This window comes from Alicycliphilus denitrificans K601 (assembly GCF_000204645.1).
In the GTDB taxonomy this organism is placed as follows: Bacteria; Pseudomonadota; Gammaproteobacteria; order Burkholderiales; family Burkholderiaceae_C; genus Alicycliphilus; species Alicycliphilus denitrificans.
Genome location: NC_015422.1, coordinates 565325 through 581317, shown reverse-complemented (window position 1 = coordinate 581317; position 15993 = coordinate 565325). Strand labels below are relative to the sequence as shown.

Genomic DNA, 15993 nt, shown 5'->3' with positions numbered 1-15993 from the left:
CGGGCCTTGAACGCATGGGCCCCGCAGTACCATCAGGGCGCATGGGGGGCCAGCCTCCCCCAAGGAGAGATACCACCATGACATACATGCGCCACCTCTGCACCCTCGTCCTGTGCGCCGCCATCGGGCTGCTGGCGGGCTGCGCGGGCCCGCGCCTGGTGGAGAGCGACGTCAGCAGCTTCTCCACCCTGACCACGCTGCCCAGCCCGCCCACCTACCGCATAGAGCGCCTGCCCTCGCAGCAGGCCCATGAAGCGACCTTCGCGCCCATCCAGGCGCAGGCCGAGGCGGCGCTGGCGCGCGTGGGCCTGCGGCGCGACGACGCCAACCCGCGCCTGATCGCGCAGCTGGGCGCCGAAGGCGGCTACGCCACGCCGCGCTACTGGTCCAACTACGGGCCGGACCCGTTCTACGGCCGCTGGGGTTGGGGCTGGGGCTACGGCGGTCGCTGGGGCTGGGGCATGAACTGGATGATGGACAGCCCGCCCACGCTGTACCACCGCAGGGTCAGCCTGGTGCTGCGCGACGCCGCCAGCCAGCAGGTGGTGTACGAAACCTCGGCCGTGTACGAGGACGTATGGACCAGCGACCCCGCCATCTACGGCGTGCTGTTCGACCAGGCGCTCACCGACTTCCCCCGCCCGCCCCAGGGGCCGCGCAAGCTGCGAACCGAACTCACGCCGCAACCCTGACATACCCATGAACCAGGCCACACGCATCATCGCCATACGCCACGGAGAAACCGCCTGGAACGTGGACACACGCATCCAGGGCCACCTGGACATCCCGCTCAACGACACCGGCCTGTGGCAGGCGCGCCAGGTGGGCCAGGCGCTGGCCGACGAGCCCGTGGCCGCCATCTATAGCAGCGACCTGCTGCGCGCCTGGGCCACCGCCCAGGCCGTGGCCCAGGCCACGGGCGCCCCCCTGAATCCCGAGCGCGGACTGCGCGAGCGCAGCTTCGGCAGCTTCCAGGGCCGTACCTTCGAGCAGATCGAAAGGGAAGTCCCCGAGCAGGCCCTGCGCTGGCGCAAGCGCGACCCCGACTTCGCGCCCGATGGCGGCGGCGAATCGCTGACCATGCTGCGCGAGCGCATCGCCTGCACCGTCCACCAGATCGCCGCGCGCCACAGCGGCCAGCAAATCGTGCTGGTAGCGCACGGCGGCGTGATGGACGTGCTGTACCGGCTGGCCACGCACCTGGACCTGCAGGCGCCGCGCACCTGGCAGCTGACCAACGCCGCCATCAACCGGCTGCTGTGGACCGGGGACCACGGCCTGGCACTGGTGGGCTGGGCGGACACGCAGCACCTGGAGGACAGCAGCCGCGATGAAATCCACTCCTGAGCACGCCGCCATCGGCCTGCGCGCAGACCAGATCGACACGCCCGCCGCCGTCATCGACCTGGACGCCATGGAGCGCAACATCCAGCGCATGGCCGCATTCGCGCGCCAGAACCAGGTGCGCTGGCGCCCACACGCCAAGATGCACAAGAGCGCCGCGATCGCCCTGCTGCTGGAGCAGGCCGGCGCCTGCGGACACTGCGTGCAGAAAACCTCAGAGGCCGAAGCCCTGGCCGCCGGCGGCGTGCGCGACCTGTTCATCAGCAACGAGGTCATCGCCCCCGCGAAGCTGCTGCGCGTGGCGCGCCTGGCCGCCCGGCTGGCCGCGGACGGCGGGCGCCTGGCCATTGCCGTGGACAGCCCGGAGGGTATCGCCCGCCTGGCCGGGGCCATGGACGCGGCCGGCAGCGACGCGGGCATCGACGTCCTCGTGGAGATTGACGTGGGCCAGGGCCGCTGCGGCGTGCCGCCCGGCCCCGAGGCCGTCGCGCTGGCCCGGGCCGTGGCCGCACGGCCACGCCTGCGCTTCGCGGGCCTGCACGCCTACCAGGGCGGCGCCCAGCACCTGCGCGCCACCGCCGAGCGGCGTGCCGCCATCGCCCATGCCGTGCACGCCGCGGCCGGCACACGCGCGCTCATCGAGGCCGCGGGCCTGCCCGTGCCGCTGGTCACGGGCGCAGGCACCGGCACGCTGGCGCACGAGGCCACGAGCGGCGTGTACGACGAGCTGCAGGCCGGGTCGTTCCTGTTCATGGACGCGGACTACGCCGCCAACGAGCCCGACACCACCCAGCCCGCCTTCGAGCACGCGCTGTTCATCAAGACCCAGGTGATCTCCACGCACCCGACCCACGCCGTGTGCGACGCGGGGCACAAGAGCCACGCCATCGACAGCGGCCTGCCGCTGGTGCACGGCCTGGCGCCCGCGCACGCACTGCACTACGCCAACGGCGGCGACGAGCACGGCATCCTGCACGCCGCCGGCCCCCAGGCCCGGCTGCCCGCGCTGGGCCAGACGCTGTGGCTCATCCCCGGCCACTGCGACCCCACGGTGAACCTGCACGACCGCCTGCTGGGCGTGCGCGGCGGGCTGGAACATGGCGTGGTGGAGCGCGTCATCGGGGTGGATGCGCGCGGCGCGCTGACCTGAATCGCCGCAGGCATGCCGCGCAGCACCCGCAACCTTGACCCGGTGGACCCGCGCAAGGGATAATGCGCGCTTCGCAAATTTTGGAGTCCCCCACGTGGACAGTGCCAGTTCAACCAGTGATGCAAGGCGCGCCGCAACGGCATCGCCGCTGGCCGACTGACCCGACTCCCGCAACGGGAGCCCCAGCCGGCAGCCCGAACCCGTTGCAGTTTTCCGCTTCTCCACCGTCCGCCCCACCGTTGGGCAGGGTGGCGTTCCCGCACCTTCACTGAGATCTCGCGCCCCGCCGGCGTGGGTGTTCGACACGTACTGGCTCTTTCCCGTGCCCGCACAGGAGACCGCCATGACCGCTTTCCGTCACCATGCCCCGCGCCGGCTGCCGCCGCGCATGTCCGCGCCCTGCACCGCCCAGCCGCCCGCCGCCCTGCCCGCGCTGGAGCAGGCGCTGGACCTGGACGCGCGCACCGTCTGGCCCACGCACCGCATCCGCAGCTTCCTCAGCACCCAGGCGGCCCCGGCGCACTGCAAGCCACGCTGATCCGGAGCCCCGCCATGGACCCCGTTCCCCCCACACTCCCCGCCGAAGGAACCGCGCGCCGCTGACGGCCTGCCCGGCTCCTTCGGCCAGCCCGAAAGGAGCCCCGCATGCTGCACCTGATCCGCCTGCGCGCGCTGCGCGCCCCGGCCGCCACCGGCCTGACCCACGCCATCGCCCCCGCCACGGCCGCCTGCGCGCTGGAGCGCGCCCTGCTCGCGGCGCTGGGCCAGCGGCGCCCGCACCTGCTGAACCACCTGGTGGACCAGGCCGGCCCGCAGGCCTTCGCGCAGGCGCTGGCCACGCTGGAGGCGCGCCAGATGGTGGAGGCGCTGTGCCTGCTGGCGGACGCGCCGCGCGCCTCCGTCTGCGCCCACCTGCCGCCATCGGCACGGCGCCGGTGGCCCACCGCGCAGGCGCGGCGCCCGCGCGGCTGGCGCGCCCTGCTGCGCCGGGCGTAACGGTCACGAGGCCGTGCCATGCTTTCCATCCACCCCAAAAACAACGACACCAACCATGCAGGCACTACACAACATCAACCTGGCGGCCACCCTGAACACCCTGGTCAGCCTGTTCTTCGCCTTCGTCTTCGGCAGCGTGATCGGGCTCGAGCGGCAGATACGCCAGCGCACGGCCGGGCTGCGCACGAACGCGCTGGTGGCCGTGGGCGCGGCGGTGTTCGTGGACCTGGCGATGCGGCTGGACGGCGCCGGCGGCGCCACGCGCGTGGTGGCCTACGTGGTGTCGGGCGTGGGCTTCCTGGGCGCTGGCGCGATCATGAAGGAGGGCATCAACGTCACCGGGCTGAACACGGCGGCCACGCTGTGGGGCTCGGCCGCCGTGGGCGCGTGCGCGGGCGCCAGCCTGGTCGTGGAGGCGGCGCTGGCCACCTTCTTCGTGCTCGCCAGCAACACGCTGCTGCGCCCGGTGGTGAACCACATCAACCGCCGCCCGGTGAGCGAGGCCGCGGCCGAGGCCACCTACCACGTCTACGCCATGTGCCGCCAGGCCGACCAGGCGGACGTGCACGAAAGGCTGCTGGAGCTGCTGGAGGCCGCGCAGTACCCGGTGCGCGCGGTGCAGAAGCACCCGTTCGGCAGCACCGACACGGAGATCGAGGCCGTGCTGTACGCCACCTCGGTGAACGCCGGGGAGCTGGACGGGGTGGTGCAGCGCATCGAGGAGCTGCCCGGCGTGCTGCAGGCCTACTGGAACTCCGGCACCGAGCCGACTTCCTAACCCATTCGGCTATTCGGAAAACAGCCCCCCGGCCGCGCGCGGCGGCGCCACGCCCAGGTGGCGGTAGGCGGCCAGCGTGGCCACGCGCCCGCGCGGCGTGCGCTGCAGGTAGCCCTGCTGGATGAGGTAGGGCTCGATCACGTCCTCGATGGTGCCGCTCTCCTCGCCGATGCTGGCGGCAATGTTGTCCAGCCCCACGGGGCCGCCGTCGAAGCGGTGCACCACGGCCTCCAGGAGCTTCCTGTCCATCACGTCGAAGCCCTGCGGGTCCACGTCGAGCAGCGTGAGCGCGCGGTTCGCCATGTCGAGCGTGATGCGGCCCGTGCCCTTCACGTCGGCGTAGTCGCGCACGCGGCGCAGCAGGCGGTTGGCGATGCGCGGCGTGCCGCGCGAGCGGCGCGCTATTTCGGCGCCGCCGGCGTCGTCGATGGGCGTGCCCAGCAGGCTGGCCGAGCGCATGACGATCAGCGCCAGTTCCTCGGGCGTGTAGAACTCCAGGCGCGCGACGATGCCGAAGCGGTCGCGCAGCGGGTTGGTGAGCATGCCCGCGCGCGTGGTGGCGCCCACCAGGGTGAAGGGCTGCAGGTCCAGCTTGATGCTGCGCGCCGCCGGGCCCTCGCCGATCATGATGTCGATCTGGTAGTCCTCCAGCGCCGGGTAGAGGATTTCCTCGACCACCGGCGAGAGGCGGTGGATCTCGTCGATGAACAGGACGTCGTTGCGCTCCAGGTTGGTGAGCAGCGCCGCCAGGTCCTTGGGCTTTTCCAGCACCGGGCCACTGGTCTGGCGCAGGTTCACGCCGAGCTCGGCGGCGATGATGTGGCTGAGCGTGGTCTTGCCCAGGCCGGGCGGGCCGAACAGCAGCACGTGGTCCAGCGCCTCGGAGCGCTTGCGCGCCGCGCCGATGAAGATCTCCAGCTGCTCGCGCGCCTTCGCCTGGCCCACGTATTCCTGCAGCAGCTTGGGGCGCAGGGCGCGCTCCAGCGCCTCCTCCTGCGGCGAGGCCGGCGCCGCCGACACCATGCGCTCGCGTGCCGGGGCCGGGGCGGGTGCGGGGGAAAAATCGTCGGTGTGGATGGTCATGCGGGGGCGATTGTCCCCCAACCGCCGCCGCGGGCCATGGCCATTCGGTAACATCGGCACCCTTTCCTTCCGGGCCGTGCCGCAGTGCCTTCGCACGGCCCCGCACGCCCCATGACCGAACAGACACCCCCCTCTTTCTTCAACCGCATCGCCATGGCCTTCGCCCTCGTGGGCGACGCGCGCCTGGCCGCGCGCGTGGCCCGCCTGCGCGGCGGCGAGCCGCTGGCCGCCGACGCCCCGCCGCGCGAGGTGCGCGTGGAAGTGCCCGTCGAGAAGATCGTCGAAGTCCGCGTGGAAGTGCCCGTGGAAAAGGTAGTCGAGAAGCGCGTGGAAGTGCCCGCCGCCACGGCCGCGCTGCAGCTGCTGGGCCTGCTGCAGCGCGAGGCGCGCTTCGTGGACTTCGTGCAGGAGGACGTGGCCGGCTACCAGGACGCCGAGATCGGCGCCGCCGCGCGCGTGGTGCACGAGGGCTGCCGCAAGGTGCTGCGCGAGCACGTGACGCTGGAGCCCGTGCGCCCCGAGGCCGAGGGCAGCCGCGTCACCCTGCCGCCGGGCTTCGACGCCAGCGCCGTGCGCGTGAGCGGCAACGTGGTCGGCCAGCCGCCGTTCACCGGCACGCTCGCGCACCGCGGCTGGCGCGCCGCCGCCGTGCGCCTGCCGCAGCTCACCGACACGCAGGCCGCCGCCATCATCGCCCAGGCCGAGGTCGAGCTGTGACTACCGAAACCATAGCTGCCAGCGCAGGCGGAGCAAGCGCCAGCGCCCGATTCAGCCTGGGAATCGACCTGGGCACCACGCACTGCGCCCTGTCCTGGGTGGACAAGGCCGCGAGCGACGGCGAGCGCGTGGCGCAGGGCGTGCTGGCCATTCCCCAGCTCACGGCGCCGGCCAGCGTGGAGGCGCGCGCGCTGCTGCCCTCGTTCCTGTACCTGCCGCACGAGAGCGAATTCAGCCCCGCCGACCTGGCCCTGCCCTGGGGCGCCAGCCAGGACGGCGTGGTGGGCGAATGCGCGCGCACGCGCGGCGCGGCCACGCCGATACGCCTGGTCAGCAGCGCCAAGAGCTGGCTGTGCCACCCCGGCGTGGACCGGCGCGCGCCGCTGCTGCCCGCCGACGCGCCGCCCGAGGTGCAGCGCGTCTCGCCCCTGGCGGCCAGCACGCGCTACCTGCAGCACCTGCGCCGCGCCTGGACCGAAGCCCACCCGGATGCGCCATTCGACGCGCAGGACGTCACCGTCACCATCCCCGCCTCGTTCGACCCGGCCGCGCGCGAGCTCACGGCCGAGGCCTGCAAGGCCGCCGGCTTCCAGAGGCTCACGCTGCTCGAAGAGCCCCAGGCCGCGCTCTACAGCTGGATACAGGCGAGCGCCGGCGCCTGGCGCAAGCAGGTGGCGCACGGCGACGTGATCCTCGTCGTGGACGTGGGCGGGGGCACGACCGACCTGTCGCTGATCGCCGTGCTGGAGCGCGGCGGCAACCTGGAGCTGCAGCGCGTGGCCGTGGGCGAGCACATCCTGCTGGGCGGCGACAACATGGACCTGGCCCTGGCCTACGGCGTGGCGCGCAAGCTGGCGCAAGAGGGCAGGCAGCTCGACGCCTGGCAGACCCGCGCCCTGGCGCACGGCTGCCGCGCGGCCAAGGAGCAGCTGCTGCAGGACGAGAGCCTGCAGTCCGTGCCCGTCGTCGTGCCCAGCCGCGGCAGCAAGCTCGTCGGTGGCAGCCTGCGCACCGAGGTCACGCGCGCCGAGGTGCTGCAACTGCTGGTCGAGGGTTTCTTCCCGCGCGTGTCCGTGGCCGACAGGCCGCAGACCCGCGCGCGCGCCGCGCTCACGCAGCTGGGCCTGCCCTACGCGCAGGACGCGGCCGTCACGCGCCACCTGGCGGCCTTCCTGTCGCGCCAGACCGGCGCCACGGGGCAGATCGAGGGCCTGCAGGGCACACAGGCGCAAGGCGCGTCCTTCCTGCACCCCACGGCCATCCTGTTCAACGGCGGCGTGCTCAAGGCCCCGCAGATCGAGCAGCGCATCCTGGAAGTTGTCAACGGCTGGCTTGCCGCCGAGGGCGCGCCGCCCGCCCGCCTGCTGGCGGGCGCCAACCTCGACCTGGCCGTGGCGCGCGGCGCCGCCTACTACGGCCACGTGGCGGCCTCGGGCCGCGGCGTGCGCATACGCGGCGGCACGGCGCAGAGCTATTACGTGGGCGTGGAATCCAACATGCCGGCCGTCCCCGGCATGGAGCCGCCGATCTCGGCCTTGTGCCTGGCGCCGTTCGGCATGGAGGAGGGCTCGGAGGTGGCGCTCGATGCCCAGGAATTCGGCCTGGTCGTGGGCGAGCCCGTGCGCCTGCGCTTCTTCGGCTCCAGCGTGCGGCGCAATGACACCGTGGGCACGCTGCTGGACTTCTGGGGCCCCGAGGAGCTGGTGGAGCTGCAGGAGATCGAAGCCCACCTGCCCGCCGAGGGCCGCACGCCGGGCGAGGTCGTCCCCGTCACCCTGCACGCACGCGTGACCGGCATCGGCACGCTGGAGCTCGATGCCGTGCCGGTCGGGGGCAGCGAGCGCTGGAAGGTGGAATTCGACGTGCGGGCCGACACCCCGGCCGCATGACCGCCGCCACCGGCAGCCACGCGCGCCACGCGGTCGGCATAGACCTGGGCACCAGCCACACCGTGGTGGCCCATGTGCCGCTCGATGGCAGCGCGGCCGACATCGCGCTGCTGGCCATTCCCCAGCGCGTCTCGGCCGCCGAGGTGCAGGCGCAGCCGCTGCTGCCCTCGGTGCGCTACCAGGCCGCGCCCGGGGAGCTGGGCGATGCCTGGCGCGCACCCTGGCCACCGCTGGATGCAACGGAAGAAGCGCCCGCCACCATCGGCCGCTGGGCGCGCGAGCTGGGCGCGGCCGTGCCGGCGCGGCTGGTGGGAAGCAGCAAGAGCTGGCTGTCGCACCCCGGCGTGGACCGCACCGCGCCCATCCTGCCCTGGGGCGCGCCCGAGGGCGTGGACAAGGTCTCGCCGCTCGCCGCGTCCGCCTCGTACCTCGCGCACGTGAAGGCCGCGTGGGATGCGTTTCAGCCCGACGCGCCGCTGCACCGGCAGGCCGTGGTGCTCACCGTGCCCGCATCGTTCGACGAAGGCGCACGCACGCTGACGCTGGAGGCCGCGCGGCTCGCGGGCCTGCCCGCCGTGCAACTGCTCGAAGAGCCCAAGGCGGCGTTCCACGACTGGCTGGTGCTGCAGGGCGACGCGCTGGCCGCGCGGCTGGCCAGCAGCCGCCTGGTGCTGGTGGTAGACGTGGGCGGCGGCACGACCGACCTGACGCTGATCCGCGTGGAGCCCTCGCCGGGCGGCCTGCCCACGCTCACGCGCACGGCCGTGGGCGAGCACCTGATGCTGGGCGGCGACAACATGGACCTGGCCCTGGCCCACCAGCTGGAGCCGCAGTTCAGCACCGGCGCGGGCGAGCGCCTGCCCGCCGCGCGCTTCGCCCAGCTGGTGCAGCGCTGCCGCCAGGCCAAGGAGCAGCTGCTGGCCGCGGCGGCGCCCGAGTCCGCCACCGTCACGCTGCTGGGCGGCGGATCGAAGCTGCTGGCGCAGGCGCGCTCGGCCACGCTCACGCGCGCGCAGGTGCTGCAATGCGTGGTGGATGGCTTCCTGCCGCCCGCGCGGCTCACCGACGCGCCCGCCCGGCGCCAGGGCGCGCTGCGCGGCCTGGGCCTGCCCTACCCGGCCGACGCCGCCATCTCGCGCCATCTGGCGCAGTTCCTGGCCCGGCATGCGGGCGGCGAGCTGCCGGACACGGTGCTGCTCAACGGCGGCGTGTTCCACGCGCATGCGCTGGCCGAGCGGCTCACGCAATTGCTCGGCGAATGGCGCGGCAGCCCCGTGCGCGTGCTGCACAACCCGCATCCGGACTGGGCCGTGGCGCGCGGCGCCGCAGCCCATGGTCTGGCGCAATACCAGTCAAATCAGCCTCGAGGGCATGCCGGACAAACGTCAACAACTCCCAAAACCATAGTACCGCGCATAGGCGGCGGCGCGGCGCGCAGCTACTGGCTGGTGCTGCCGGGCAAGGCCGGTGCCGCGCCCCAGGGCGTCTGCCTGCTGCCGCGCGGCACCGAGGAAGGCACGCGCCTGACGCTGGCCGGGCGGCGCTTCGCGCTGCAGCTGGGCCAGCCCGTGCGCTTCGCCCTGGTAGCGCGCAGCCAGGGGCAGGCGCAGGCCGGGCAGATCGCCTCCCTGCAGGGCGAGGGCTGGGTGGAGCTGCCGCCGCTGTCCACCGTGCTGCCCGCGCCCGAGGGCCGCGCCACGGCCAGGGCCGAGGTGCAGCTGCAGGCCTGCATGAGCGAGGTGGGCGTGCTGGAGCTGCGCTGCATCGACGCCCAGGACGCGGCCCGTTCGTGGCTGCTGCCCTTCGCCGTGCGCGGCGCGGCCGCGGGCCCTCGCCCGGAAGGAGAGGAAGAGAGCGAACCCAAAGGCCAGACAGCGCAGGCCATCGCCCTCATCGAGCGCATCTTCGGCAACCAGGCGCAGCAGGTGGCGCCCAAAGAGGTGCGCCAGCTGCGCGCGGCGCTGGAAAAGACCCTGGGCGCGCGCGAATCCTGGGGCCTGCCCCTGCTGCGTGCGCTGTTCGACGCGCTGCTGGAGCGCGCCAGGCGCCGCCGGCGCACGGCCGAGCACGAGCGCGCCTGGTTCAACCTGGCGGGCTGGTGCCTGCGCCCCGGCGTGGGCGCCGAGCTCGACGGCTGGCGCATCGGGCAGGTCTGGCAGCTGCACGCCCAGGGCCTGGGCCACGCCGGCGAGGCCGCCAACTGGACCGAGTGGTGGGTCTTCTGGCGCCGCGTGGCCGCGGGCCTGGGTGAAGAGCAGCAGATGCAGCTGCTCGAATCCGTGGCCGGCTGCATGCAGAAAACCGTGCAGCGCGGCCAGGGCAAGGCCGCCTGGGGCAGCTACGACGACATGCTGCGCCTGTTCGCCGCCATGGAGGCCGTGCCCTGGCAGTACCGCCAGGAGATGGGCCAGTGGATGCTGGCGCGCCTGAAGCGCCCCGGCGAGCCCCCGCAGACCTGGTGGGCCATAGGCCGCCTGGCGGCGCGCGTGCCGCTGGCCGCCAACGCCCACAAGGTCATGCCGCCCGAGGCGGCGCAGGAATTCCTCGACGCCGCGCTGGCGCAGGACTGGCGCCGCAACGAGCACGCGCTGTTCGCCGCCGTGCAGATCGCGCGCATGACGGGCGACCGCGCGCGCGACCTGTCCGACGCCCGGCGCGCGCTGGTGCTGGACAGGATGCGCGCCACGCACGCCCCCGCGCGCTGGATTGCCATGGTCGAGCAGGTGACGGACATGGACGCCGAGGACCAGCGGCGCAGCCTGGGCGACAGCCTGCCGCCGGGGCTGGTGCTGGTGGGGTGAGCGCCGCGGCGGGCTACCCCCCCGGCTTCAGCCATTTGTACAGCGCCGCCCGGTAGCTCAGGTCGAAGCGCCCGAAGTAGTCCACGCCGGTGGGCGCCGTGCAGCTGGCCGTGCCGCCGTAGAGCTGGCCGGTCACGTAGCGCTGCTCACCGATGGTGATGAACGCCGCCGCGCCGCTGCTGCCGCGCTCCGTGCTGCCCTGCTGCCAGTCCAGCACCAGGAAGCCGCCGCTGCCGGAATCGCTGGCGCCGCAGCTGCCGCCGCTGCAGTTGCCATAGCGCCGCAGCGTGCCCAGGCTGAGCTTCTGCAGGTCGCCCTCGGGATGGTGCACGCTGGCCAGCGCCGTGCCGACCGGGACGCCGCCGTAGTACGAGCCTGCATAGACGATGCCCGCGGGCGCCTGCCTGTTGAGCCGCATGAACGAGGTGTCGGTGGCGGCCGACGCGTACAGCAGCGTGGCGCCGCCCGTGAGCCGCCAGGCGCCGGAATTGACGCCGCCGCCGCAGCTGGCCGCGCGCAACAGCCAGTCGGTGACGAGCGTGGAGGCCGCCGCCTGGGTGGAGATGCAGTGGTTGGCGCCCAGGAAATACGGCGTGCCGGACGAGGCCGCGTCGTTCAGCAGCGTGCCCGTGCAGTAGAAGCTGGCGCCCGTTTCGTCCACGTAGGTCATGCGCGCCACCGAACGGCTCTGCTCCAGGTAGGCGGCGTCGCAGCTCACGTCGATCTCGCAGCTGCCGGCATCGCCCAGCGCCTTGGCGGTGACGCCCCCCTCCGCCTCGGCGGGCGAGACCGTGAAGTGCGACAGCCCGGGCACGGCCAGCTGCACGGCGGCGGGCGACGCGGCAGCGGGAATCTGCACCTCCAGCGTGGTCTGCGGGCCGCCGAAGTCGGGGCTCCAGTAGGTGCGCGCCACCGCGTCGGCAGCGCCGGCGCGGGCGTTGCGCTCGGCCACGTCCCGCAGCTCCTGCGCGCCGACCTCGACGGCCTCGTCCCGCGCCGCGCCGTAGAAGCGCAGCACGGCGCCCGGCGGCAGGGCCTGCACCAGCACGCCCAGGCGCACGCCGCGCGCGCCTTGCGACTCGAAGCGCAGGGCCGCCACCTGCGCGCCGTCCGGGCCGGGGTTCCAGCGCAGCAGCGCGGCGGTGGCCGCCACGCTGGCCGTGCCGGCCACGCTGCGCGGCTGGCCGATCTGGCGCGGCACGCCCGGCGCCGCGGGCGCGCCGGCGGCCGCCTTGGCAATGGACTCGGGCAGCGGCCCGAGGATGACGGCCCGCGTGTCCGCGGGGTCGGCCAGCGCGGAGGACGTCTGCGCCGCAGCCTTGGCCACGCCGGCTGACTTGCCGGGGTCGTAGGGCTCGATGCGCTCGCTCCATGCGGGCGCCTCCGGGGTGCCGCTGCCGCCGCCACCGCTGTCGCTACTGCCGCTGCCGCCGCCGCAGGCGGCCAGGGCCAATGCCATGGGCAGCGCGGCCCACCGGATTGTGCAAATGCGCATGTTTTTCACTCCTTCGTGCAAGAACGTGGCCGGAGCCCTACCGGGCCAGCGACTTCAGCGCCAGCTTGATCCCCTCGCTCACGCCCACGTCGGCCGGCAGCCCCTTGAGCGCCGCCGCGGCTTCCTTGTCGTTATAGCCGAGCGCCAGCAGCGCCTGGAGAATGTCGGCCTGGTCCGCGCTGGCCGCGTGCGGCCTGCCGCCCATGTCCGCGCCCAGCTTGCCCTTGAGCTCCAGCAGCAGGCGCTCGGCGGTCTTCTTGCCTATGCCCGGCACCTTGACCAGGCGGCCTGCCTCCTGCAACGACACGGCCTGCGCCAGGTCCGCCACGCCCAGCCCCGAGAGGATGGACAGCGCCGTGCGCGGCCCCACGCCGCTGACCTTGATGAGCTCGCGGAACGCCTGGCGCTCCTGCTGCGTGGCGAAGCCATAGAGCAGCTGCGCGTCCTCGCGCACGATGAACTGCGTGAGCAGGCTCACCGGCTGCCCCACGGCGGGCAGGTTGTAGAAGGTGCTCATGGGCACCAGCACCTCGTAGCCCACGCCATGGCAGTCCAGCAGCACCTCGGGGGGGTTCTTTTCCAGCAGCGCGCCGGTCAATTTGCCTATCATGCGAATCCTTTGCCGCGTCGCACGCGGCGTCCCACGGAATTATCAGCGTGATACTGCGCCACACCTTCACACCGCATAACAACCTGCGCCTGTCCCACCTGTGCGGCCCCGCCGACGTGCACCTGCGCACCATCGAGGCGGCGCTGCAGGTCAAGATCGCCCACCGCCACGAGCAGTTCAAGGTGGACGGCCCCAAGGCCCGCGCCGCCCAGGCCATGGAGCTTTTGCAGGCACTCTACGAGATGGCGGACCACCCCATCAAGGAAGACCACCTGCAGCTCATGCTGGCCGGCGACGCCAGCATGATGGACGAGGAGGACAGCCCCGCCCCGCTGACCACGCGCCGCGCCGACCTGCGCGCGCGCACGCCCACCCAAAGCCTGTACCTGCACAACATCGCCACGCACGACATCACCTTCGGCATAGGCCCGGCCGGCACCGGCAAGACCTACCTGGCCGTGGCCTGCGCGGTCGATGCGCTGGAGAGGAACGCGGTGCAGCGCATCGTGCTCACGCGCCCGGCCGTGGAGGCCGGCGAGCGCCTGGGCTTCCTGCCCGGCGACCTGACGCAGAAGGTGGACCCCTACCTGCGCCCGCTGTACGACGCGCTGTACGAGCTGATGGGGTTCGACCGCGTGCAGAAGGCCTTCGAGCGCAACGCGCTGGAGATCGCGCCGCTGGCCTTCATGCGCGGGCGCACGCTCAACAACGCCTTCGTGATCCTGGACGAGGCGCAGAACACCACGCCCGAGCAGATGAAGATGTTCCTCACGCGCATAGGCTTCGGCGCGCGCGCCGTGGTCACGGGCGACGTGAGCCAGATCGACCTGCCCAAGGGCTCCCTGAGCGGCCTGATCGACGCCGAGCGCGTCCTGAAGCGCGTCAAGGGCATCGCCGTGACGCGCTTCACCAGCGCCGACGTGGTGCGCCACCCGCTGGTGGCGCGCATCGTGGACGCCTACGACGCGCAGCGCAGCCGGCGTGGCACAGGCGAATGACTCCTGATTCGATAGCTTTCAGCGCTTACCTGAAGGGCGTCAAAGGCAAAAATGGCTCTTAACCACCTCACCCTCTCCCTGCAATTCGCGCGCGACGCCTCCACGCACCGCGCGGCACTGCCGCGCCACAAGGTGGCGCGCTGGATACGCCACGCGCTGGCCGTTGACGCCGAGATCACCGTGCGCATCGTCGGCAGCGAGGAAGGCCGGCGCCTGAACCGCGAGTTCCGCCGCAAGGACTACGCCACCAACGTGCTCACCTTCGACTACCAGCAGGAGCCCACGGTGCTGGCCGACCTCGTGCTGTGCGCTCCCGTGGTCGAGCGCGAGGCGCGCGAGCAGGGCAAGACGCTACAGGAGCACTACGCCCACCTGCTCGTGCACGGCGCGCTGCACGCCCAGGGCTGGGACCACGAGACCGGCGAGCAGGACGCGCAGGAGATGGAGGCCTACGAGACTGAAATCATGCGGGAGCTGGGCTTCGCCGACCCCTACGCCGGCTGATCAGATCGCGTAGTTCTCAGACGAGGCGCTCCTGCCCCTGCCAGAACTGCGCGCGCAGCGTCTTCTTGTCCACCTTGCCCAGCGGCGTGAGCGGCAGCGCCTCGGCAAACTGCACCGCCTTGGGCGCGAGCACCGGCCCCTTGTGCCGCTGCACGAAGGCCATCAGCTCCTGCGGCTCGGGGCAGGCCGCGCCGGGCCTGGGCACCACCACGGCCAGGACCGCCTCGCCCCACTTGGCGTTGGGGATGCCGATCACCGCCGACTGCGCCACCGCCGGGTGCAGCGCTAGGCAGGCCTCGACCTCGGTCGAATAGACGTTGAAGCCGCCGGTGATGATCATGTCCTTGGCGCGGTCCACCAGGTACAGGTAGCCCTGCTCGTCCATGCGCGCCATGTCGCCCGTGTGCAACCAGTCGCCGGCAAGGGCCTTGGCGGTCTCCTCGGGGCGGTTCAGGTAGCCGTCCATGACCAGCGGGCCGCGCACGCACAGTTCGCCGACCTCGCCGGGCGGCACCTCGCGCAGCTGCGCGTCCAGCAGCCGCACCTCGTTACCGGGCAGGGGGCGGCCGCAGGACTGCAGCAGCGCGGGCCGCTGCGGGTCGTGCTCGTCCCTGCGCAGATAGGCGATGGTCATGGGCGCCTCGGCCTGGCCGTAGATCTGGCCGAAGATGGGGCCAAACACGCGCAGCGCCTCGGCCAGCCGCGCCGGGGCAATGGGCGCCGCGCCGTAGAGCACGAGCTGCAGGCTCGACAGGTCGTAGCGCGCGCGGTCGGCGCAGTCGAGCAGCGCGTAGATCTGCGTCGGCACCAGAAAGGTCACGCTGATGCGCTCGTCCTGCACGGTCTGCAGGAGCGAAGCCGGCGAGAACTTGTCGGCCAGCACCAGCGTGCCGCCGCGCAGCAGGGTTGGCAGCACCAGCGAGCCGCCCGCGTGCGAGATGGGCGTGGCCACCAGGCAGCGCGCCGGCGCGGGCCACTCCCAGCCGCCCAGCTGCTGCAGCAGCATGGTCAGCGCCGTGCGCTGGCGGTGGACCACGCCCTTGGACCGGCCCGTGGTGCCGCCGGTGTAGGAGATCTTGTGCACGTCGTCGGGCTGGACCTCGATGGGCGTTTCCGAGCCGTCGAACGCCGCCGAGGCCGCGACCGCGTCGGCGCCGAACGGGGCGGGCCCCAGCGAGACCACCGTCCGGGCGATGCCCAGCGCTGCCAGCTCGGCCCCGCGCCCGGCAAAGCGCGCGCCGTCCACCACCAGCAGCCGGATGCCGGCGTCGCGCAGCACGAAGCCCTGGTCCTCCAGCGCCCCCATGGGGTGCAGCGCCGTGTAGCGCAGCCCCAGCAGCTGGGCCGCAATGACAACGACCACCGCCTCGGGCGTGTTGCCCGCCAGCATGGCGATGCCGTCCTGGCGCCCCAGGCCCAGGGACTGGAAATAGCGCGCCATGCGGTGGCAGCGCTCAGCGAGCCCGGCATAGGACCAGCGCACTCCGCCGCCTACCAGGGCCTCGCGGCCGGCAAAGGCCCGGAAGGCCGAACGATGCTGCGCGGCCATGGTGCCGCCGGTGTGGAGGTGGTTCATGCCGCCATCGTAGAGCAGCCCAGGCCCCCGGATTTCCCGGCGCAAGGCCCCC

Annotated in this window: 15 protein-coding genes; 11 read left to right on the top strand and 4 right to left on the bottom strand. The window is 72.9% G+C overall.

Going from position 1 to position 15993, the window contains the following annotated elements:
* Window positions 1-77 precede the first annotated feature (77 nt).
* The 6 genes from ALIDE2_RS02760 to ALIDE2_RS02735 all read left to right on the top strand — a co-directional run bounded on the left by ALIDE2_RS02760 (window position 78) and on the right by ALIDE2_RS02735 (window position 4268).
* Entirely contained in the window at window positions 78-692 is a 615-nt protein-coding gene (locus ALIDE2_RS02760; protein WP_013517487.1) for a DUF4136 domain-containing protein, read from the top strand.
* Between the two features lie 7 nt (window positions 693-699).
* Window positions 700-1347 (top strand): histidine phosphatase family protein, encoded by a 648-nt coding sequence (locus tag ALIDE2_RS02755; protein WP_013721332.1) that lies wholly within the window; start codon window positions 700-702, stop codon window positions 1345-1347.
* Window positions 1331-2494, top strand: coding sequence for a DSD1 family PLP-dependent enzyme (locus tag ALIDE2_RS02750; RefSeq protein WP_013517485.1), 1164 nt, complete (start codon window positions 1331-1333; stop codon window positions 2492-2494). The genes ALIDE2_RS02755 and ALIDE2_RS02750 overlap by 17 nt, the downstream gene beginning before the upstream one ends.
* Before the next feature lie 343 nt (window positions 2495-2837).
* Window positions 2838-3032 carry a hypothetical protein gene (locus ALIDE2_RS02745; RefSeq protein ID WP_013517484.1) on the top strand — a complete coding sequence of 65 codons (195 nt, stop codon included), beginning with the start codon at window positions 2838-2840 and terminating at the stop codon, window positions 3030-3032.
* A gap of 107 nt (window positions 3033-3139) precedes the next feature.
* Window positions 3140-3490 (top strand): hypothetical protein, encoded by a 351-nt coding sequence (locus ALIDE2_RS02740; protein WP_013517483.1) that lies wholly within the window; start codon window positions 3140-3142, stop codon window positions 3488-3490.
* Window positions 3491-3545: 55 nt separating this feature from the next.
* Window positions 3546-4268, top strand: a complete 723-nt coding sequence (locus ALIDE2_RS02735) for an MgtC/SapB family protein (RefSeq protein WP_013517482.1) — start codon at window positions 3546-3548, stop codon at window positions 4266-4268.
* Between the two features lie 9 nt (window positions 4269-4277).
* Here the strand turns inward: ALIDE2_RS02735 and ruvB are convergent, their stop codons facing one another.
* Entirely contained in the window at window positions 4278-5351 is a 1074-nt protein-coding gene (gene ruvB, locus ALIDE2_RS02730; RefSeq protein WP_041700583.1) for a Holliday junction branch migration DNA helicase RuvB, read from the bottom strand.
* 111 nt (window positions 5352-5462) lie between these two features.
* On the opposite strand from ruvB, the gene ALIDE2_RS02725 reads away from it, so the two are divergent.
* From ALIDE2_RS02725 to ALIDE2_RS02715, 3 genes are read left to right on the top strand one after another with little or no spacing between them, the layout of a single operon-like run.
* A complete protein-coding gene (locus ALIDE2_RS02725) occupies window positions 5463-6068 on the top strand; it encodes a DUF2760 domain-containing protein (RefSeq protein WP_013721330.1) in 606 nt (201 codons plus the stop codon).
* Window positions 6065-7957 carry an Hsp70 family protein gene (locus tag ALIDE2_RS02720; protein ID WP_013721329.1) on the top strand — a complete coding sequence of 631 codons (1893 nt, stop codon included), beginning with the start codon at window positions 6065-6067 and terminating at the stop codon, window positions 7955-7957. The genes ALIDE2_RS02725 and ALIDE2_RS02720 overlap by 4 nt, the downstream gene beginning before the upstream one ends.
* Window positions 7954-10758 (top strand): Hsp70 family protein, encoded by a 2805-nt coding sequence (locus ALIDE2_RS02715; RefSeq protein ID WP_013721328.1) that lies wholly within the window; start codon window positions 7954-7956, stop codon window positions 10756-10758. Before ALIDE2_RS02720 ends, ALIDE2_RS02715 begins: the two co-directional genes overlap by 4 nt.
* Window positions 10759-10771: 13 nt before the next feature.
* On the opposite strand, the gene ALIDE2_RS02710 is transcribed toward ALIDE2_RS02715, so the two are convergent.
* Both ALIDE2_RS02710 and ruvA read right to left on the bottom strand, forming a co-directional pair.
* Complete coding sequence (locus tag ALIDE2_RS02710; RefSeq protein ID WP_013517477.1) at window positions 10772-12253, bottom strand: trypsin-like serine peptidase; 1482 nt, start codon at window positions 12251-12253, stop codon at window positions 10772-10774.
* Between the two features lie 37 nt (window positions 12254-12290).
* A complete protein-coding gene (ruvA, locus tag ALIDE2_RS02705; RefSeq protein WP_013517476.1) occupies window positions 12291-12863 on the bottom strand; it encodes a Holliday junction branch migration protein RuvA in 573 nt (190 codons plus the stop codon).
* 47 nt (window positions 12864-12910) lie between these two features.
* Here ruvA and ALIDE2_RS02700 point away from each other — a divergent pair, with 47 nt between their 5' ends.
* Both ALIDE2_RS02700 and ybeY read left to right on the top strand, forming a co-directional pair.
* On the top strand, window positions 12911-13861 hold the full coding sequence (locus ALIDE2_RS02700; protein ID WP_013517475.1) for a PhoH family protein: 951 nt from the start codon (window positions 12911-12913) through the stop codon (window positions 13859-13861).
* Between the two features lie 51 nt (window positions 13862-13912).
* Window positions 13913-14365, top strand: coding sequence for an rRNA maturation RNase YbeY (gene ybeY / locus ALIDE2_RS02695; protein ID WP_013721327.1), 453 nt, complete (start codon window positions 13913-13915; stop codon window positions 14363-14365).
* Between the two features lie 16 nt (window positions 14366-14381).
* Here the strand turns inward: ybeY and ALIDE2_RS02690 are convergent, their stop codons facing one another.
* Window positions 14382-15941: an AMP-binding protein gene (locus ALIDE2_RS02690; protein ID WP_013721326.1), complete on the bottom strand. Its 1560-nt coding sequence runs from the start codon at window positions 15939-15941 to the stop codon at window positions 14382-14384.
* Window positions 15942-15993 lie beyond the last annotated feature (52 nt).